The sequence below is a fragment of the Sulfuricurvum sp. genome, assembly GCF_041651515.1.
Taxonomy (GTDB): Bacteria; Campylobacterota; Campylobacteria; order Campylobacterales; family Sulfurimonadaceae; genus Sulfuricurvum.
This window is the reverse complement of the sequence record NZ_JBAZJF010000004.1, coordinates 405186-424652: the sequence shown is the minus strand read 5'-3', so window position 1 is coordinate 424652 and position 19467 is coordinate 405186. Positions and strand designations below refer to the sequence as shown.

The following is a 19467-nucleotide window of genomic DNA, read 5'->3' as shown; positions in this document are numbered from 1 at the left end:
TAGAGAGGGGGAAACGCCCGGCCCCATTCCGAACCCGGAAGCTAAGACCCTCTTCGCTCATAATACTGCATCTTTCAGGTGTGGAAACGTAGGTCGCCGCCTGGCCTCAGATTTATCTCCAACTCTTTTCTTTCTTTAACTCAACTCACAAGAATTAATCCAAATTATTTATCTAAATCGTCCATTATTAAGTCGAATTGCACTAAAATAGCATTGTCCATATATTTAAGTTAAATGAGAATTATTTTGATATCCCACTTATATAATATTAATACTAACGATAATGAAGTAATAGAGATCACGCTAGCAGATCATCTGCACCCAATCTTTCAAGCGCATTTTGAAGGTAATCCTCTGTTACCGGCATTTTTGCAGATTGATATACTTGCTCAAATTTTATCAATAGATATTATTGAAATATATCGCTCAAAATTTATGGAGCCGATACGACCTCTGGATAAAATACGCTATTCCCTTATATGGGACCAAGAAACCTCTATTCTAAAAGTCAAAGTCTCAAATGAGGTCAAAGCCGTAAGCGAGTTTACTCTTGGATATTAAGCATTTATGCATCATAGTACCTGTTTATAACAATCCAAAGACGGTAGCAACGGTAGTTACGCAGATTAGAGAGGTATGTGATATTACTCTTATAATTGTGGATGACGGTTCAGATATACCGGTCGAAGTATTGATAGATGAAAAAGATAACATTATCCATGTGCGACAACATCCGAATAAAGGGAAAGGTGTCGCTTTGCGTTTGGGTGCTTTAAAAGCCCAAGAATTAGGTATGCAGCACTGCATTACTATGGATGCCGACGGACAGCATTTCGCCCAGGATCTCAGACCCTTTATAGAGATATATAAACAAGAGGATAACCCTCATACCATGGTAATCGGAGTACGGGATTTTACGGCATGTACGCCGCCGAGATCTTCAGTGATCGGAAGACAAATAGGCAATTTTTGGGTATGGGTTGAGAGTGGACGGTGGGTATCGGATACGCAAACCGGTTTTAGGCTATACCCCCTTGATGTATTGATATACACTTCGACAACAACACGATATGAGTTCGAAATTGAAAATCTTGTCCGCTTTCTATGGCGTAAAGGGAGATTGGTAGAAATTCCGGTTAAGACGGTTTATGACGAGACCAGGATTACCCATTTTGATAAAATAAAGGATAATTTGTTTATGATTGCGTTACATACAAAATTAGTTATGCAACGGTTTTTACTATTAAAAGGGATTGTGTAGTAGTGATGATATTGAAATTTTATGGAGTTGTATAAAGTATGAAGATTACGATTGAGAGTAAGAATATATCTTTTGATGATGTTGCCAATGCAAGTGAAGTGGTATTAAGTGAAAGCAGTGTATTCAGACAACGGATTGGAGACGCACAGGCTGTTCTTTTGAAAGAGATAACAGACGGGCATCCCATCTATGGCGTAACAACGGGGTATGGCGATTCAGGTAAGAACTATCTGGTTTATGAAGATGCAAAAACATTGCAGTTGAATCTGTTTCGCTTTCATGGATGCGGTGTCGGTGAAATTTTAGATGAAGATGAAATCTATAATATTATCTTAGTCCGTTTGATCAGTATCTCTAAAGGAGTTTCCGGGGTAAGTATGGAACTTCTTGAGCGAATGTCACAGCTTTTGGAATTAAAAATACTTCCTGCCATTCCTTCAAAAGGATCTGTAGGAGCAAGCGGAGATTTGACACCGTTATCGTATATTGCTGCTGCGATTGCAGGAGAGCGAGAAGTAATTTATCAAGGGCAGCTTCGTCCCACAATGGATGTCTATAATGAATTGGGGATCAAACCGTATGAATTCAAGCCAAAAGAGGCATTAGCGATTATGAACGGCACTTCGGTGATGACCGGAGTAATGGTAAAGCAAATTTCCCTTTTTGAAAACTTGCTACACTCTTTGGAAAGTTTTGATGCGGCTCTTTTTGAAGCAATGGAAGCCGATACTACAGCATTGGAAGCATTTGTTCATGATGTGAAACCGTTTACGGGTCAAATACTGTGTGCTAAGCATTTGAGGGAAAAATTGGTAGATGCCACTTTGGTGCATGATCGTCTATCCCGTTATGAAAGTTTTTTTGATTCCGAACACCATAATATTCAAGACCGTTATTCCATACGATGTATCCCGCAGGTCTTAGGGGTTGTATGGGACAATCTCTCCATTGCAAAAAACTGGGTTGAGACGGAAATGAACTCGGTAAGCGATAATCCATTGATTAACTGTGCCGAGAAATCAATTTACACCGGATGTAATTTTTATGGCGGGTATGTTGCTCATGCAGCGGATACATTGAAAATTTGTTTGGCTAACATGGCCGATTTGCTTGATAAGCAATTTGCGATTCTGGTGGATGATAAATTTAACCGTGGTTTGGGTGAAAATTTGAAGCTTTCTAAAGAACATTATCACCACGGATTTAAAGCGATGCAAATCACCCTCAGCTCTTTGAGTGCCGACGTTATGATGCGTATGCTTCCTGCGAGTGTTTTTTCACGCTCTACCGAATCAATGAACCAAGATAAGGTGAGTATGGGGACGACAAGTGCCTTAGGACTCAAAGAAGGGGTCAAAGAGTTCTCTTCTATGCTTGCCATTGCTATGTTGGGAATAGCGCAGGCTATGGATATCCGCGGGGTTGAGAAATTTTCCCCGCATGCTCAAAAGCTTTATAAAAAAATCAGAGAAATTTCAGAGCCTTTGATCGAAGACAGACGACTGGATAAAGAGATTGAGGTTATTCAAGGGATGCTGCTTCGAGGTGAAATGAAATGATGAAAGTGCTTATTACCGGTTCGACAGGTGCTATCGGTGAAGCAACGGCCCGTTATTTTTATGAAAACGGCTATTTTGTTTACCTCCATTATCATTCGAATCGGGAAAAAGCAGAGACATTGGCACAGGAGCTTGGTGAAAACACGCAGATTATCGGTTTTGATATCGCATGCAAAACAAGCGTACGAGCGGCATTAGCCGGAATAGAAGTTGATGTTCTCGTGAACAATGCCGGAAAAACACGCGATAAAATGTTGTTTTGGATGGAAGATGAGGATTGGGATGATGTTATACAGACCAATTTAACCGGAACCTATACGGTAACCAAAGCCTTGTTGCCGAGTATGCAAAAGAAGAAATTTGGTGCCATTATCAATGTCGCTTCGGTTGCCGGTGTAGTCGGCAATCCCGGGCAGGTCAATTATGCCGCTTCTAAGGGCGGGATGATTGCGATGAGTAAATCTCTTGCCTTGGAGACGGCACGCCACAATATTCGGGTCAATTGTGTTGTCCCCGGATTCATCCATTCTGAAATGACGGCAGGATTTAACGAAAAAGATTTTGAGCGTCTTATCCCTATGAAGCGTTTCGGAAAGCCTCACGAAGTCGCAGAAGTGATCTTCTTTTTAGCGGATAAAGCATCGTATATTACCGCAGAGGTGATCATTATTTCCGGCGGGATGGTGCGCTGATGAGAAGAGTGGTCATTACAGGCGTGGGTTTTTACTCTCCGATCGGAGATACCCAAGAGAAGGTGATGGAACATTTTCTTGCAATGAAAAGCGGTATACGCAAAATGGATGAATGGGACGGTGTTAACGGGCTTGATGCGAGGATAGCGGGGGTAGTTCCGATAAACGATTTCAGCGAGATTCCCAGACAAAATCGACGCACTATGGATCGTGTTGCTATGATGTGTGCCCTATCGCTCAAGCGGGCCGTTGGGCAAAGCGGTTTGGATAAAACGCAAATTTCATCTCCTCGAACCGGATTGTCATTCGGCTCTGCGATGGGAGGATTGGAAACACTTTTTGATTATGCCGAAGATGTGGCTAAAAACAGTGGATTCGGTCATCAAAATGCAACGGCTTTTTTGCGTTTCATGAGTCATACGGTTGCTGCTAATTTGGCCGTGATGTTTGGAATTATCGGGAGAAATATTCCGACAAGTTCGGCTTGTACGGCTTCTTCACAGGCAATCGGCGCGGGATATGAGTCGATCAAGTACGGTATGAGTGATGTGATGCTCGTCGGCGGCGGAGAGGGGCTGCATTTTGTCGAAGCGGGAATTTTTGACAGTATGGGTGCGACCGCGACGGGTAAAAATGATGATCCACAGGGGGCATCCCGTCCTTTTGATGTGAACCGAAACGGATTGATAGTTTCTGAGGGTGCCGGAGCATTGGTTCTGGAGGAATACGAGTACGCTAAACGCAGAGGTGCTATTATTTTGGGTGAAATTGTCGGTTATGCCACTGGGTGTGACGGCAATCATATTACCCTCCCCTCAGAAGACGGGATGGAATTGGTGATGCGCGGTGCTTTAGCGGACGCGGCAATGGAGCCTGACGCCATCGGGTATATAAATGCGCATGCGACGGCAACCCCTAAAGGGGATATCTTCGAATCTATCGCCGTGCACAGAGTCTTCGGCTCCCAAACTCCGATCAGCAGTATTAAGGGATATACCGGACATATGTTCGGAGGTGGGGGAGCATTTGAGAGCATTGTTTCGTTGCTTGCGCTTAATAGCTCTTTTTTACCGGCTAATAAAAATCTCGATACGATTGATCCGGCATGTGCCCCATTGGATTATCTCAAGCAGCACCGTGAGGTGAGTATTGATGCGGTAATGAATAATAACTTCGCATTCGGCGGAATCAATACCTCGCTGATTATCAAAAAATTCATTTAGGAGTAATTATGAGCAGTATGTTTGAAAAAGTACAAAATATTATTGTTGAGCAGTTTGAAAAGAGTCCCGGTGAGGTTACTATGGAGAGCTCACTTGTAGATGATTTAGGATTGGACAGTTTGGACATGTTTGATATGATCTGCGCGTTAGAAAAAGAGTTTGCATTCCATTTTGACCGTGATATGGGCGCATCTATAGCGACGGTAGGAGATATCGTTAAAATGTTGGAGACGAATTTCCCCGAGTGAATTTTTTTACCCTATTGTATATACCGATAGTCTTGATAGGAATGCACTATTTACGAGTGAGTACCATCGGGAGCTTCATGGCGGGAATAGGGATGATTTGGCTCTCTTATTCCCTGTATCGCGTTTATACAAAAGAGGCATTACTAACGCCTTTCTTTTTTATACTTATCGGAGGATTGGCCTATACCCTTAATCATCCCCTTGCTTTAAAACTCTATCCGTTACTACTTTCTCTCTCTTTTTTAGCGTATTTTACGATGGCGTATATCCGACAATCCTATCCTCTGATCGGCTGGGTAGAACGATTTAAAAAACGGCCCCTTCGGGAGGATGAGCGTCAAGATATTATCCGTTCCCATGTTTTCTGGATTGGGGTGCTGGCACTGAATACCGCTGTCCATCTCATCTTGGTATTAGGGAAAAATGAGAAGTTATGGGCGGCATATGCCTTTATCGGGTGGTATTTTCTTTTTGGTACGGCAATAGGGATACAGATGATCTACGTACATCGTATCTTTTTACTAAGAGCACTCAGAAGTTTCTGGGGATATGGGTTGTTTGCCGGGGTGATAATTATCGGTTTTCTGCCGGCTATCGGAGCTTACTTTTGGATGACTTTGAAAAAAGATTCAAAACCGCATGCGGTTTTTCAACGGATTGCTTCGGCTATGTTTCGACGGTTTTTTCTATGGGCACCCGGTGGCGGAAAAATTGATATGGAGAAAAGTCCCAAAGTGGATTCTCAACGTCATTATATTTATGTAGCTACTCATGAATCGTGGATTGATTATCCGTTGATGGGCTCATTTGTATGGGATTTGTACCATCTAACCAATAAAAAAAATGCATTTGTGTGGTTTTTGCGTCCTATAGCACGTCTTTTAGGTGTAACTATCATTGGTCACAATCCGCTCTACTCCTTACTGCAGTGTTTGCGTGCAAACAGCAATGTATTGATTTTTCCGGAAGGGTCTAGAAGTAATGACGGATCGCTCGGAGAGTTCAAGCAAGGGGCATTTTCACTCTCCATCGCGGCAAATGTACCGATTGTACCGGTGATTATTGATGGGACGCGGAATTGGGTCGCAAAAGGGAGCTGTTTGTGGTCTTTGCAGTCTGTAAATACGATAAGAGTATCTCTTCTGGAACCTATGAATGTTCTTGAGGGGGAAGACGCTGCAACCTTTTCTCGGCGCGTTTGGGAAATAATGCGAGAGAAAAAAAGAGCGTGCAGTAAAGCAGATTAGGAGGCTGAGGCTACTTCGAAAAAATCATAATGATTAAACCATTGATCGGGATGTTCTTGTACCACTTTTTCTAGGATGGTTGCATACTCTTGGGCTGCGACAGCGATTGCCTCTTCTTTTGGAATAGTACGGTCATACGGGGTTAGCCAATAGTAGTTCGCATTATAATGATAATCTTTGTCTCGCAAGGAGAGAAGAGCAATTACAGGGACATCGCGGTTGTAGGCAACTTCAAACGGATTTTTATTAATGATAACCCGTTTACCCAAAAAGATGACAGGGATACTTTGCTCGCGTGTTAAAAAACGGTCCGCCATCATGGCTACTATCTCCCCGTTTTGAAATGCCTTCGCGATACGGACTGCAACGGCGATGGGCCCTTCGGAGAGATCAATGACCCGAATAATATTTTGCGGTTTTCCTTCGATAAATTTTCCAAAACCTTGAATGCTCTCTTTGATCACTTCATGCATTACAATATTAATCGGTCGATTTTTTTCCGAAGGGAGGAGTCCGCAGGTACTCCAATCCCCCACATGGGAAAAAAGGAAGAGAACCCCTTTGTTTATTGTGGAGAGATAGGGTCTTTGATTTTGGGCATGAATGTGATAGCGTTCTGTAAACTTTTTACTTAAAAATCGATCGGCAAAAACGAGAGCGAAAGTAAAGAGATGGTGATAATAAATTCTAAAATTGAATTTCCCGGTGCAGAGGATATAGTACTCTCGTAGTGAACGCTTGAGTGCAGGGGTGGTTAGGGAAAAATACAAAACGACAAAAGCGAGGACAAAACGTAATCCGCTGTAGCCGAATAATCGAAAGAACAGGTACACGATGTATAACCCTTTTCCGCTGCCCCGTTGTTTAACCATTCGTTGAATCCTTGTTTTTGCGAAATTATAACTATTTAGCTGGCAAAAAGATAATTACAGATACAATTAGTGATAAAAAGTGTATAAAAACAATGGGGATGTCGCGAATGGTTGAGTGTCATGAAATCAAAGAAAAATTAATCCAAGCTTTGCAACTTGAAGATCTCAGTGCGGAGGAAATCCTCGATGATGCCCCTTTGTTTGGTGAGGGATTGGGCCTCGATTCGGTAGATGCAATCGAATTGGTGATTTTTTTAGATAACGAGTACGGAATTAAAATTGAAAATGTAGGGCAATCTCAATCGATCTTTGTCTCCATTCAGACACTGTGCGATTATGTTAATCAAAATAAGACGAAGTAAATTTTTTTACGTTAGATGACAAGCACCGCGCCTATCATTATTCTCGAATCGGTATCAAAATCGTATGGGTCTCGTAATGCGGTTGATGCGGTTTCATTTTCGGTACCGAAAGGTTCCATCTGCGGGCTTATCGGGCATAATGGTGCAGGGAAAACAACGTTGATGAAGATGTTGTGCGGTTTGATAAAACCCGATTTTGGATCAATAACTTTGGGTGGATTGGATCTCACAAATCATCTTCACGAAGCGCGTTCGATGATCGGATACGTTCCTCAAAAAACTTCTTTGTACCCCGAGATGTCAGGGTATGAAAATCTCTCCTTTTTTGGTGCCATTCGAGGTCTTAGCGGAAAAGCGTTACAAGAGAGTATTGCTTTTTGCGTTCGGGTGACTCGGTTGGAGGAGTATCTTCATTCCCCCTCATCGACCTATTCGGGAGGATTGGCCAAGCGTCTTAACCTTGCGATCGGATTATTGGGAAACCCCCCAATCTTGTATTTGGATGAACCGACTGTCGGAGTTGATCCCCATTCGCGTGAGATGATTTTAAATGCTCTCTCATCTTTACGAAATGAATACGCTACGACGATTCTTTACACCTCTCATTATCTTGAAGAGGTTGAAAAAATCTGTGATCGCATTGTTATTATTGATCACGGAAAAGTGGTCGGAAACGATACTTCGGCTCATTTGCTCCGAGAGTGCAAGGCAATGGAGATTATATTTGAGTCACCGCCGTTTAGTGCAGGAGAAGTTCCGCTTTCTGTCGAAGGGGTGGAGGGGATTGTGTTCACTCCGCTAAAAATATCGGTTTCGCAAGAGGCTATATACACCGCTTTGCCGCGACTTCTAGAAGAGTTGTCCTCCCGTAATGCTCGCATTGAGCGGATCCGTTATGGGAGTGGAAGTCTGGAGCAGTTTATTCATACTATGAATATACACAAGCGAGCATCGGATGTTTAGAGGATTGGGTGCGAGCATCAAAAAAGAATTTTTGCTTGTCAGCAGAGATATTCATGCTTTGTTGGTGTTGTTTGCAATGCCGCTTTTATTTATCCTCATTATGAGCTTGGCCATGCGTGATGCGTTTGCCGAAAAATCGCAGATCCACGTAAAAGCCCTTGTTTCTTGTGAAGAAACAACCCCCAGTGCACTTGAATTTGTAAAAAAGCTCAAACAGAGTGAGGGATTTGAATGGGTCGGCAGTTGTGTAACGGCTAAAGAATCCTCCTTTGTACCGTTAATGAAAACAGAAGAGACGATGTTTGGGGTAAGTGTTCAAAAGGGATTTGAACAAACGATTTTCGCCAAAGAGAGCAATACGACTAAAATAGCTGTCGTGATTAATCCCGAAGCCAATCCCTATATGAAATCATTGTTCGAGGGGAGTATTCAGCGCTCCGCGATGGAGGTTTCGTTAATGCATCGGATGAGCGCCCTTAATCCGTGGATGAGCCTCCAAGAAAAAGAGATGGCGTTTAGCTCCGCGCCTTTGTATCACACGGCGTATCTCTCAGAAGACGGGGTGAACAAAGAGCGTCCGACATCGGTACAGCAAAGTGTTCCGGCATGGCTGATTTTTTCGATGTTTTTTATCATTATCCCTATTTCTAATACCTTTATTAATGAGAGACGGCTGGGGACATTATCGCGTCTTGCAACGATGAATATGTCCGTGTATGCCCTTATCCTCTCTAAAATAACCCCGTATTTTCTGATTAATCAGGTTCAATTTCTTCTGATGCTCCTTGTCGGCGTTTATTTGGTCCCGTTATTTGGGGGAGATGCACTCGTTATTCATGGCGGGGCATTAGAGCTTATGGCCGTTTCGTCGCTGGTGAGTTTCGCCTCCATTTCGTATGCGATTACATTGGCATCGTGGGTACAAACAACCGAGCAGGCGGTTACCATCGGAGGAGTGTTAAATATCATTTTTGCGGCAGTCGGGGGGATTATGGTCCCTACCTTTGTAATGCCGGAGATGATGCAGCACTTTAGTGTCGTCTCTCCAATGTCGTGGGGACTGGAATCTTTTTTAGGGATATTTCTCCATCAGGCATCGCTCAGAGAATTGCTGCCTAATATGGCGGCGTTGGCTCTTTTTGGTTTGGTTTTACTGGGAATCGCGGCGGTACGATTAAATAAAGAGATGAAGGAGGGGCTATGAGGGGCTCATTGGATGAAGCATTTAAAACGGAGTTGAAGAGACTTATTATTGAGGCGTGCGATAAAGATGTGGCGGTTGAGCAGGTCGGAGATGATGTGTTTTTATTCGGGGAGGCATCCGTGCTTGCCCTGGATTCTCTGGATGCGCTGCAAATTTCAATGGAGATACAGCGGCGTTATGGCGTTGTCCTTGCCGATAGCAAAGAGTTGCGACGCGTATTTACCTCAATCAACTCTTTAGCCGATTATATTAAGAGCGAATAATGATCCCCAAAGAGGTATTTGTACGAGAGGTTGCTGTACTCTCAGCAGTGGGCAATGATCTCAATGAAGCTGTTGAGGGACTACGTTCAGAACAATTTTGTGAAGCAACTAAGCGCTTTCTATTCGGTCAGACCCCGATAGAACGACGTTATTATCCATTAGCTTCACAGATAGCGGAATGCACTTTTTACGCTAAGTTGGAAACCCTGATAGAATCATTGCTGCAACAAACCCCTTTATGTGCAGAAGAACTGAAAAATTGTTCCTTGTATTTAGGCTCCACTTCGATGAATCTCTCTGCCTGGGAGGGTGATTTTAAAGAGCATCCTGCTGAGTGGAGTATGGCCGAGATGGATGGATACGGTGAAATCGGGCGAAAATTAGCCGAAAAATATCAGATCGGCGGAGAAGTTTTGCTTTTTTCAACGGCATGTACATCATCGGCCAATGCGTTGCTGGAAGCCTTTCGGGAGATCCGATCCGGAGAGATTGATCGGGCGATAGTGATCGGATTTGAGTTTTACAACGAACTAACGATTTGCGGATTTGAGGCGATGGGTTTGCTAAGCAAAGAGGGGTGTAAACCTTTCGACCAAAACCGTTCGGGAATGGTTTTGGGTGAGGGGTGTGCCGCTATTTTACTCGACACTGTCCCTTCTTCGCATGCTAATGCAGTGCGTGTCGCAGGGGGGAGTAATCGAAGTGATGTTCACAGTATCACCTCCCATAATACCGATGGGACCATTATTGCCCGCACTCTTCAAGACGCGCTGATGGATGCTGGGATAGATGCCCGAGAAGTTACCCATATTAAAGCTCATGCTACCGGAAGTACTTATAATGATTTGGCGGAAGGGAGAGGCCTTCGTGCGGTTTTTAAAGAATTGCCGGAGATATTTGTCCTCAAAGCAGCGGTTGGACATACGCTGGGTGCCTGCGGGGCATTGGAATTGGCACTGCTGTATGGAACGTTGCGTGAAGGATTCATCCCTAAAACCGGAGGATTTGAGGTGATAGACTCGGAGATGGAGATTGTCCCTTCTCATGCGCTCTCGGAAATATCTGAGGGATATTTACTGTTAAATCATTTCGGATTTGCGGGGAGCGGTGTTGTATTGGTGGTAGAATATACCCAAGGACGTTCGGTATGAGAGCGGTGTATATCCACGGATGTGCTGTTTTGGCCCATAACCCGCAAGACGATTTTGCACTGATAAAGCAAGAGTTGGAGCACACAAGCGGGAAAAAATTCAGACGTATCAACCGGTTTATTACCCTTGCACTTGCTTCGGTATACCGGCTTCCTGCGCTAGAGAAAATGGATCGTGACTCATCTTTGTATTTGGGGACACACCACGGGTGTGCTTCGGATTCATTTGGGATGTTGCGACAAATGTATTGTGAGCAGCTGATTCCGCTCCCTTTTACCTTTATCAATACCTCCGCCAATATGGCCGGTTTTTACATTGGACAAAGTTTAGGTTTAGCGGGGGAAAGCTATACCTTTTCGCAGCCATGGGGCTCTTTTGAAAAATCATTTGCCCTTGCGTATCGGGATATTTATTCGGGGAGAAATCGCAGTGCGTTAGCCGGAAGTTGTGATGAGGCGATTTTTCCACTGGAAGATTTACGTAAATCGATGAGCATGGGTCCGGATGAACTTTTATTGGAGGGAGGATGTTGGATACACCTCTCATCGAAGGCAGAAGGATCATTTGCAACAATTCGGAGGGCCTCTTTAACATCATCATTAGTGGATATTGAATCCGCTTATATGGACTTAGGACTTAGCGATAATACGGTACTATTGATCGATCCTACGGTGAAAAGAGGATCGATACGGCTTGATACGCAGAGTACTGATGCAGTTTGGCTTTCTGATGATAAAGAGAGACTGATCGGCAGTGCCGGAGGGAAAAAACTGATGACACTTTTGCAAGATTCTTTGTATAAGAATGTTGTTTATTTGTGCCGAGAAGGTTTGTCTCGATACGCACTTTGGATTATTGAAAAGCATTAAAAGAAGGGAAATAGCATGAATCACACTGTAATTGAATCGGATATTTTAATTATCGGAGGAGGCCCTGCCGGCTCCGTCGCCGCAGCTCATTTGGCACAAAAAGGGTACAGTGTCTCTATCGTCGAAAAAGTACCGTTTCCCCGTTTTGTGATAGGGGAGTCCCTTTTGCCTCGATGCAATGAGATACTGGAAGACAATAATATGCTTGAAGCGGTCGATAAGCATGGGTTTACGGTCAAAAACGGTGCCTGTTTTGAGCGAGACGGTGCACTGGAGATATTCAACTTCCAAGAAAATATCGGTCAGCGCTTCGGTAATTCTTATCAGGTGAAGCGGGAAGAGTTTGATAATTTGCTCCTAGAACAAGCGTGCGGGTTTGGAGCTCAATTGTATCCCGAGACGGAAATTACGGCATTTGATCCGGAGACAACAACTGCGCAAGCAATCGATAAAGAGGGAAATGCGTTGACGTTTAAAGCGCGATTTGCTCTGGATGCCTCCGGATACGGACGTGTCTTCCCCCGCCTACTTGATCTGGATACCCCAAGTGAGCTGGAAATCCGAAGCGCCGTATTTACACGGGTTCGCCATGATATTCGTCCCGTTGATGAAACGGAGGGGTACATTTATATTTATGTCCATGGGGACAACGAAGCGTGGATATGGACGATACCGTTTTCGGATGGGGTTACCTCGGTCGGGGTTGTGTGTACGGAGGCATTTTATGCCTCTTTCGGCTTGGACAACGAATCGTTTTGGGATCGGATTATCGCGTCAACACCGGGTGCCAAAGAGCGTTTTGAACAAGCTGAAAAAATTGTTCCGGTCGGAAAGATTGACGGATACAGTGCAAATGTTAAATCGATGGTCGGTAAAAACTATTGTATGGCGGGAAATGCGACTGAATTTCTAGATCCTGTTTTTTCATCGGGGGTAACATTGGCGCTCGAATCGGGAAATAAAGCGGCTCAAATGATCGATCGAACCCTCAAAGGAGAGAGCGTTGATTGGGAAAGTGAATATGTCGATTACATGATGAAAGGGATTAACGTTTTTAGAGAGTTTGTCGCAGCATGGTATGACGGACGTCTGCAGGAGATCTTTTTTGCTGAGGGAAAACCCGATAAAATCAAACGCTCTTTCTCCTCTGTTTTGGGGGGATACGTGTGGGAAGATCAAAATATGTTTGTACGAAATCCAAAAATCGGAATTGATGCTGTAATTACACAGCTTCGAGGGTAATTGCGTGAAGAATCTAATCAAAGGGTTTCTATGAACCATTTTTTTGATGTGAGTAAAATGTCCGCTAAACAAGCACAATATGAGGCACAAAAGATTGCATTTGCCCCGATCGTTTTTCAATCGGTACGAGTATTGCGAGAGAGCGGGATACTCAAACTCCTGAATGAAAGTCGATTAGGGATGAGTATTGAGGCCATAGCCGAACAACTCTCTATGACCCCTTATTCGGTCAGTGTGTTGCTAGAATCGAGTTTGAGTGCCGGGGCGGTTGCGAAAGACGGAGAGCTTTTTAGCGGGACAAAAATCGGTTATTTTCTTCAAAATGATCCGATGACCCGAATCAATATGGACTTTAACCATTACGTCAATTATTTGGGATTGTATGATTTGGATAAAGCGGTTGAGCAGGGCAAGCCGGTAGGGTTGAAAGTTTTTGGGGAATGGGAAACCATTTATCCGGGATTGACCTCTTTGCCGGAAAAGGCAAAAAAAGCGTGGTTTGATTTCGACCATTTTTACTCGGATTCGGCATTTGAAGCGGCATTGGCTATTATCGGTGGAGACAATCGAAAACGGCTTTTGGATATAGGGGGAAATACGGGACGCTTTTCCCGCTTGTGTGCGGCTACCCTTCCAACATGCCATGTGACGATTGTCGATCTTCCTGAGCAGCTAAGCGTTGCTCAGGTCGAGATTGAGGCAGCAGGGTTGTCGGATCGGATTGATACGCACGCTGCGAATATGCTGGATGTTGCGGCGCAGCTTCCGCAAGGGTTTGACGGGGCATGGATGAGCCAGTTTTTGGATTGTTTCGGCGAAGAGGATATTGTCCGGATACTCTCCAAAGTAGCTAAGGGGATTGACGATGGAGGGAAGGTTTATATTCTGGAACCGATGTGGGATCGTCAAAAATACGAGACGTCAGCATATTGTCTGATCAATACCTCCCCTTATTTTACCGCAATGGCCAATGGGACGAGTAAGATGTTTAATCTGGGCGAATTAACCCGCTGTATCCTCAAAGCAGGATTGGTGGTATGTGACATACAGGATAATATCGGGTTTTGTCACTCGTTGATTGTCTGTGAAAAAAAATCAAAAGGTTAATCTGTGAGAGCACTTTTTTTCTTTCTTTATTTGGTGGTGTCGATGTACGCCAAAGATGAATTTACCGAAAAACGGTATAGCTATGCCCTGGATCGAACGACACTCTATAAAGGAAGTGTAACGATGAGCGAGGATTCAACGGTTGTTCGGTATGTTCAGCCCGATCGCAAAGTACTGACCCAGTCCGGAAAGCAGTTGATTGTCGAGGATATCGATGCCCATACTACGCAGACGATTGATCTTTCGGATCGGATTGATATGGTGCTGTACTTTTCATTTATGCGTTCAGCGTACCGCAAAGATATGAGTGGACTGAAAACGTATTTTGAGGTGGAGAGAGATAAAAACATTATGACCCTTCTCCCTAAGAAACAGGTCAAGCGGGCGATTGAAAAGATCGTTATGACGATGAACGGGGATGAAATCCAAAAAATCATGATCAATTTTACGAATAGAGACACCATTGAAATCGAAACTCATTGAGCGTATCCGCTTTCTTGTAATTTGCGTTATTTTGATAGCGGTAGGGGTATTTTTACTTAATCGCTATCCCCCGACCGGTGATATTATCAAAATTCTCCCCGACGATAATGCGACACGTACCCTTACGTTGTACAATAAATTTGAATCCTCCAAAAAACTTTTTGTGTTGGTACGTGGTTTTGATGAGGAGAGTTTAGAGAAAGCGACGCAGATCAAAGCGATTTTGGAACGTCAAAAAAGTGTTGAGAGTGTTTTCTTTAACGTTACGGATGTAAGCCTGCGTGTTCAAAGTTATCTTGCCGACAATTATTACTACCTCAGTGATTTTAATGCAACGCCGCTCTCTTCGCAAAGTATTCAACAGCGGCTTAATGAGAGTGCTCAGAGTATTTTATCGGGCGGAGCGTATGTAAGCCTTGATACCCAAGATCCTCTCCATCTTTTTACCCAAATGCAGATCATTGCGGCTACCATGAAAGACGGTTTTCTGGTTGTCCCTGGCAAAGGATACTGCCTCATCGCTTCGGTATCTCCGAGTATAAGTGATATGGAAGCATCCCGTAAAATGTACGATGAGGTAAACGGCGCATTGGCGGAGTACAAAAGCGATATCGTTGTATTTAGCCCCAATTTTTACAGCGTTGAAAACTCGGCTTTTATCAAAAATGACATTGAAAAGATTACAATCTTCACCTTTGTTATATTGTTGGGTGTCTATTTCTTTTTACTGCGTAACAGAAGCCTCCTTATCTTCAGTGTCACCACTTTGGTGGTATCGGCGATTATCGCTTTGCTCGCCGTAAAGGGGATTTTTGGAGAGGTCTCTATTCTGGTCGTAGCCTTTGGTGCGGGGATCGCATCAATTGCGGAAGATTATCTCTTTATGCTCTTTATCAATGACGATTATCGTCATCACCGATTTAACAAACCGGTTTTTTACGGGTTTATGGCTACGGAAGCGGGCTTGTTCTCTCTGGTGTGGATCGATTTTCCTCTAATTGCTCAGTTGGCACTGTTTGCGGCAATCTCTTTGGCGATTTCATACGTTATTTTTGCATTTTTCTTCCGAAGACTGGCATTTTATCAGAATGAACGGAGTGAGAAGAGTAATGCAATCTATCTTCGATTATTTACGCTCCGACGGATTCCCCCTATCGTTTTTTTGGTTGTCTCCTTGGCAATGATGGCGTATGCTCTCCCTCGCATTTCGTTCGATCCCAACTTTCGTCATTTAGACTACCAAAATCAAAAATTGATGGCGGCAGAAGCCCTTTTCAATGAGACATTGGGGGGAGATAAAATTCCCGTATTGATCTCGGCAAAAACGATGGAAGAGCTACTCGTGGATGCGGAGCAATTTCGCGCTACCGCCCCTAAAAGTTTTAGTATTGCCAATTTGAGTGTGAGTCAGCACAAAGCGCAACTTCGTGAAGCGCAAATCCGCTCCTTTGATTTTGAGCACCTGACTAAAGAGTTGGATACATTGGGGGTATCGGCAGGATTTCGTTCGGGAACCTTTGCTGAATCCTACAATGGCTTGAGCCATCTACCGCCGTATCGGATGGATGAGGGGGCAATTGCGCAATTGGGGGTTGAAGTACTGCGTCATGATGGGGTGATTAGTACTATCGGATACATGGATGAAGCGGATTTGGGCAAAGTGAGCGGCCTTGGGTTCGCCAAACCGATTATCGGTCGAGAGCTCCTGTCTCAAAGTGCTATAGCAGCACTGGAGCAATTTAAAAGCTTTTTTCTTGTTGCCTCTTTCGCATTATTGTTGATTGTAGCGATGGCGACGAAGCGAGAAGCGTTGTATGCCCTCAATTTTCTCCTTTTTCCGGTTGCTTCTATTTTATGTATGTTGAGCTTTTTGGAAGGGTACACGATCATGCATCTGTTTGCCCTCTTTTTGATGATGATTTATGGGATTGATTATGGGATATTCCTTGCAAAAGGGTCCTCTATCACATCGATGCGCGCGGTCATCTATTCTTCTATAACAACCTTCGCAGGATTTGGGATTTTATTTTTTAGCAAGGTTCCGGCCGTGTATGCTATCGGTGAAAGTACCCTCGTCGGACTTGCTGCCATAGTTTTACTCTTTTTCCAAAAAAATACCAAAGGAGTCTGATGCCGAATATCACTCTATTCCGGGATGACAATACGAGACTAACGTCTGTGTTAAATTTTAAAGGGTATGCGGAGGCAGTAGAGCCGCGTATTATTAGGCAAATCGAACATGAGAATAAGATAGAGTATCTGCAACGTATGCTTCATTCGTTTGAATCGGGTGAATTGGTGGTTCTCCTCGATGGCTCGATGGCCAATACGGCTGAAAAAGTGAATGCCCTTGTAAAACAAGAGGAAGAGAAACCTTCTTTTTGTCAAGAAGGGGTAGCTCTTTTCTTTACCTCCGGGACGAGTGGAAATCCGGTAGGGGTACTAAAAAGTGCAGCACATATTCAACGTGAAATCGAGACCCAAAAAAAATGGATCAGTGCTTTTTCATTTGAGCAGTGTTTGGTTAGCGTCCCTTTCTTCCATATTTATGGATTTTTATTCGGAGTAGCTCTCCCTTTGGCTTTGGATCTGGATATAGTGACGCAAGACCATTTTCTCCCCGGAGATATTCTTTTCCATGCCCGTTCAAAACCGACGTTGTGTATTACCAATCCGGTTTTTATCCGAGCGTTGAACCGATTCGGAGAGGATATCGATTTAAGCGATTCGTTGTTTGTTTGTTCGGGAGGAGCGTTAGAAGCATCGGAAGCAGGGGTCTTTGAGAAAAAATACCATACGAAACTTATTCAGCTCTATGGATCGACCGAAACGGGAGGAATAGCGATACGCGGGGGAAGCGATACCCTGTGGACCCCGTTGGAAACGGTAGAAATTGATACGGTAGAGGGGAGGTTGAGTGTCCGATCCCCTTATCTCTCCGACTATCTTTATCAAGAGGATTTTATCCCCCTTGCAGATCCTCATATCACTACCGATTTGGTTCGAATCGAAGAGGGAAAATTTGAAATTATCGGGCGAGAGAGTGAATTGATCAAAATCGGGGGAAAACGGCTCTCCGTAATCGAGATTGAGAGATATCTTGAAACACGTGAGGGGATTGAGGAGGCTTTGGTCTCGGTCGAATATCGTCCTCTTTTATTGCGCGGCGAATTGTTGCATCTGCAATTGCGCGGTGAAACCGGAAGCATGGATGCGGCGGAGATTAAAAAACTGCTTCATGACCGATTCGGTGGGATTCATATCGAGTGTAAAATCATTAGGGTAGACGAGATTGCTAAAACGGCTACGGGGAAAAAAATCCGCCATGCATTGAGTATGAAGGGCGATTAAGGCGCCAAATAAAATATGGCGATTTCTCCTGTCGCTACAACGAGCTCTGTATTCGGATCAAGGGCTTCAAAGTTAAAAAGATAGGAGTTGTTGAACGTGTGTTTGATCTGTATGCTCAGAGAGTATCGCGTAGCGTCAATGGCATCGAGTTTTTTAACATTACGGAAGGAAGAGACAACCCCGATGGTGCATTCGGGAGAGAGGGGGAAAAAGCTGCTCCCTTGAGCGGCTGCTTCACAAAACATGGAGAGTGTCGGGACGGAGGGAAACTGCGTCCAAAAACGGCATCGAATCTCATCCAATTTGATTAACTCCCCGATGAAAACGATCGGTTCTTTATGGGGCAGACGCGAATTAATCGGATGAGACATAACGGAAATCCTACTTTTTTGGGTAGAGATATGTTAGGATAAACTTACTTAAATAGAAGGTATTTTTAGGTGGCAAAACGGGTACTCGCACTCTATTATTCGCAAACAGGGCAACTGGCAAAGGTGATGGAGCAGATAGTGTCTCCTTTAGCGGAGGAAGAGGGGATTGAGTTGCATGTCGTCCCTTTGCACTCAACGGAAACTTTCGCTTTCCCGTGGTCTTTTTTTCGTTTTTTTGATCTTTTCCCCGAAGCGGTCTATCTTGATCCTCCGGCGAACAAATCTTTTGAAATCCCTGATCCCTCAGCCTTTGATCTGATACTTTTGGGGTATCAGCCATGGTTTTTATCCCCATCATTGCCGATGAGTGCCTTTTTACAGTCTGACCAAGCGCGTATTATCCTTGCGGGAAAACCCGTTATTACAATAATAGGTTGCCGTAATATGTGGATAGAGGGACAAAAAACGATGCATGAATTGATTGTTTCGTGCAAAGGGCGGTTGATTGATAATGTCGTATTAAATGACCAAAGCGGGCCGTTGGAGAGTTTTATTACGACTCCTCGGTGGATGCTTACTGGTAAGAGAGAACCGTTCTGGGGATTATCCGCAGCTGGAATAGACCACAAAACGATCCAAAATAGCCGCCGGTTTGGAGAAGCGATTATTGCGGGACTGAAGAGAGATAGGGAACGTCAGAATGAGCCGATGTTGCAAGGGTTGGGGGCTGTTTGTGCTGATCCGCGATTTATCGCATCGGAGAAAATCGGCAAACGAAGTTTCCGGATTTGGGGGAGATGGGTGCGGATGTTTGGACGTAGAGGCTCGTGGAGACGTCGCCCTATCTTGACAGTCTATGTTGTATTTCTCATACTATTGATTGTGAGTGTTGTCCCGATAAATATGGCTATTCAAACCATTATCCGCCGTTTATTTAAAGGAAAAATGGATAAAATAATCAAAACTATAGAAGCCCCTTCGGGTCGATAGGGGAGATGA

20 protein-coding genes and 1 rRNA gene are annotated in these 19467 nt (G+C 44.1%); 19 read left to right on the top strand and 2 right to left on the bottom strand.

The features are described from left to right. The 7 genes from rrf to WC407_RS10160 all read left to right on the top strand — a co-directional run. Positions 1–105, top strand: a 5S ribosomal RNA gene (gene rrf / locus WC407_RS10190); the annotation flags it as partial. A gap of 445 nt (positions 106–550) precedes the next feature. Continuing rightward, the gene (locus WC407_RS10185) at positions 551–1261 is read left to right on the top strand and encodes a glycosyltransferase family 2 protein (protein WP_373022530.1); all 711 of its coding nucleotides are present in this window, start codon (positions 551–553) and stop codon (positions 1259–1261) included. A gap of 38 nt (positions 1262–1299) precedes the next feature. Beyond that, on the top strand, positions 1300–2820 hold the full coding sequence (gene hutH / locus WC407_RS10180; protein WP_373022529.1) for a histidine ammonia-lyase: 1521 nt from the start codon (positions 1300–1302) through the stop codon (positions 2818–2820). Further along, positions 2817–3512 carry an SDR family oxidoreductase gene (locus WC407_RS10175; protein WP_373022528.1) on the top strand — a complete coding sequence of 232 codons (696 nt, stop codon included), beginning with the start codon at positions 2817–2819 and terminating at the stop codon, positions 3510–3512. The genes hutH and WC407_RS10175 overlap by 4 nt, the downstream gene beginning before the upstream one ends. After that, on the top strand, positions 3512–4735 hold the full coding sequence (locus tag WC407_RS10170) for a beta-ketoacyl synthase (protein WP_373022527.1): 1224 nt from the start codon (positions 3512–3514) through the stop codon (positions 4733–4735). The genes WC407_RS10175 and WC407_RS10170 overlap by 1 nt, the downstream gene beginning before the upstream one ends. A gap of 8 nt (positions 4736–4743) precedes the next feature. Continuing rightward, the gene (locus WC407_RS10165) at positions 4744–4983 is read left to right on the top strand and encodes an acyl carrier protein (protein WP_373022526.1); all 240 of its coding nucleotides are present in this window, start codon (positions 4744–4746) and stop codon (positions 4981–4983) included. 41 nt (positions 4984–5024) lie between these two features. Beyond that, the gene (locus tag WC407_RS10160) at positions 5025–6230 is read left to right on the top strand and encodes a lysophospholipid acyltransferase family protein (protein WP_373022525.1); all 1206 of its coding nucleotides are present in this window, start codon (positions 5025–5027) and stop codon (positions 6228–6230) included. On the opposite strand, the gene WC407_RS10155 is transcribed toward WC407_RS10160, so the two are convergent. Then, on the bottom strand, positions 6227–7102 hold the full coding sequence (locus WC407_RS10155) for a hypothetical protein (RefSeq protein WP_373022524.1): 876 nt from the start codon (positions 7100–7102) through the stop codon (positions 6227–6229). The two genes, WC407_RS10160 and WC407_RS10155, sit on opposite strands and share 4 nt — an antisense overlap. A gap of 98 nt (positions 7103–7200) precedes the next feature. Between WC407_RS10155 and WC407_RS10150 the strand changes: the two genes are divergently transcribed. The 11 genes from WC407_RS10150 to WC407_RS10100 are packed head-to-tail and all read left to right on the top strand — an operon-like array spanning position 7201 to position 18097. Beyond that, positions 7201–7464 carry a phosphopantetheine-binding protein gene (locus WC407_RS10150; protein ID WP_373022523.1) on the top strand — a complete coding sequence of 88 codons (264 nt, stop codon included), beginning with the start codon at positions 7201–7203 and terminating at the stop codon, positions 7462–7464. Between the two features lie 15 nt (positions 7465–7479). Beyond that, a complete protein-coding gene (locus WC407_RS10145; protein ID WP_373022522.1) occupies positions 7480–8427 on the top strand; it encodes an ABC transporter ATP-binding protein in 948 nt (315 codons plus the stop codon). After that, the gene (locus WC407_RS10140; RefSeq protein ID WP_373022521.1) at positions 8420–9631 is read left to right on the top strand and encodes an ABC transporter permease; all 1212 of its coding nucleotides are present in this window, start codon (positions 8420–8422) and stop codon (positions 9629–9631) included. Before WC407_RS10145 ends, WC407_RS10140 begins: the two co-directional genes overlap by 8 nt. Then, positions 9628–9894, top strand: a complete 267-nt coding sequence (locus WC407_RS10135; protein ID WP_373022520.1) for a phosphopantetheine-binding protein — start codon at positions 9628–9630, stop codon at positions 9892–9894. Before WC407_RS10140 ends, WC407_RS10135 begins: the two co-directional genes overlap by 4 nt. After that, positions 9894–11045, top strand: a complete 1152-nt coding sequence (locus WC407_RS10130; RefSeq protein WP_373022519.1) for a beta-ketoacyl synthase N-terminal-like domain-containing protein — start codon at positions 9894–9896, stop codon at positions 11043–11045. The genes WC407_RS10135 and WC407_RS10130 overlap by 1 nt, the downstream gene beginning before the upstream one ends. After that, complete coding sequence (locus tag WC407_RS10125; RefSeq protein ID WP_373022518.1) at positions 11042–11914, top strand: hypothetical protein; 873 nt, start codon at positions 11042–11044, stop codon at positions 11912–11914. The genes WC407_RS10130 and WC407_RS10125 overlap by 4 nt, the downstream gene beginning before the upstream one ends. 15 nt (positions 11915–11929) lie before the next feature. Further along, positions 11930–13156, top strand: coding sequence for an NAD(P)/FAD-dependent oxidoreductase (locus WC407_RS10120; RefSeq protein ID WP_373022517.1), 1227 nt, complete (start codon positions 11930–11932; stop codon positions 13154–13156). A 30-nt stretch (positions 13157–13186) separates the two neighbouring features. After that, positions 13187–14263 (top strand): cyclopropane-fatty-acyl-phospholipid synthase family protein, encoded by a 1077-nt coding sequence (locus WC407_RS10115; protein ID WP_373022516.1) that lies wholly within the window; start codon positions 13187–13189, stop codon positions 14261–14263. 3 nt (positions 14264–14266) lie between these two features. After that, positions 14267–14746, top strand: a complete 480-nt coding sequence (locus WC407_RS10110; RefSeq protein ID WP_373022515.1) for a hypothetical protein — start codon at positions 14267–14269, stop codon at positions 14744–14746. Continuing rightward, positions 14727–16877 carry a hypothetical protein gene (locus WC407_RS10105; protein WP_373022514.1) on the top strand — a complete coding sequence of 717 codons (2151 nt, stop codon included), beginning with the start codon at positions 14727–14729 and terminating at the stop codon, positions 16875–16877. Before WC407_RS10110 ends, WC407_RS10105 begins: the two co-directional genes overlap by 20 nt. Further along, positions 16877–18097 (top strand): AMP-binding protein, encoded by a 1221-nt coding sequence (locus tag WC407_RS10100; RefSeq protein WP_373022513.1) that lies wholly within the window; start codon positions 16877–16879, stop codon positions 18095–18097. The genes WC407_RS10105 and WC407_RS10100 overlap by 1 nt, the downstream gene beginning before the upstream one ends. Here WC407_RS10100 and WC407_RS10095 read toward each other — a convergent pair. Then, complete coding sequence (locus WC407_RS10095) at positions 18094–18468, bottom strand: hypothetical protein (RefSeq protein ID WP_373022512.1); 375 nt, start codon at positions 18466–18468, stop codon at positions 18094–18096. The genes WC407_RS10100 and WC407_RS10095 overlap by 4 nt on opposite strands. Positions 18469–18537: 69 nt before the next feature. On the opposite strand from WC407_RS10095, the gene WC407_RS10090 reads away from it, so the two are divergent. After that, positions 18538–19458 (top strand): dialkylrecorsinol condensing enzyme, encoded by a 921-nt coding sequence (locus WC407_RS10090; RefSeq protein WP_373022511.1) that lies wholly within the window; start codon positions 18538–18540, stop codon positions 19456–19458. The last annotated feature ends 9 nt before the right edge of the window (positions 19459–19467 follow it).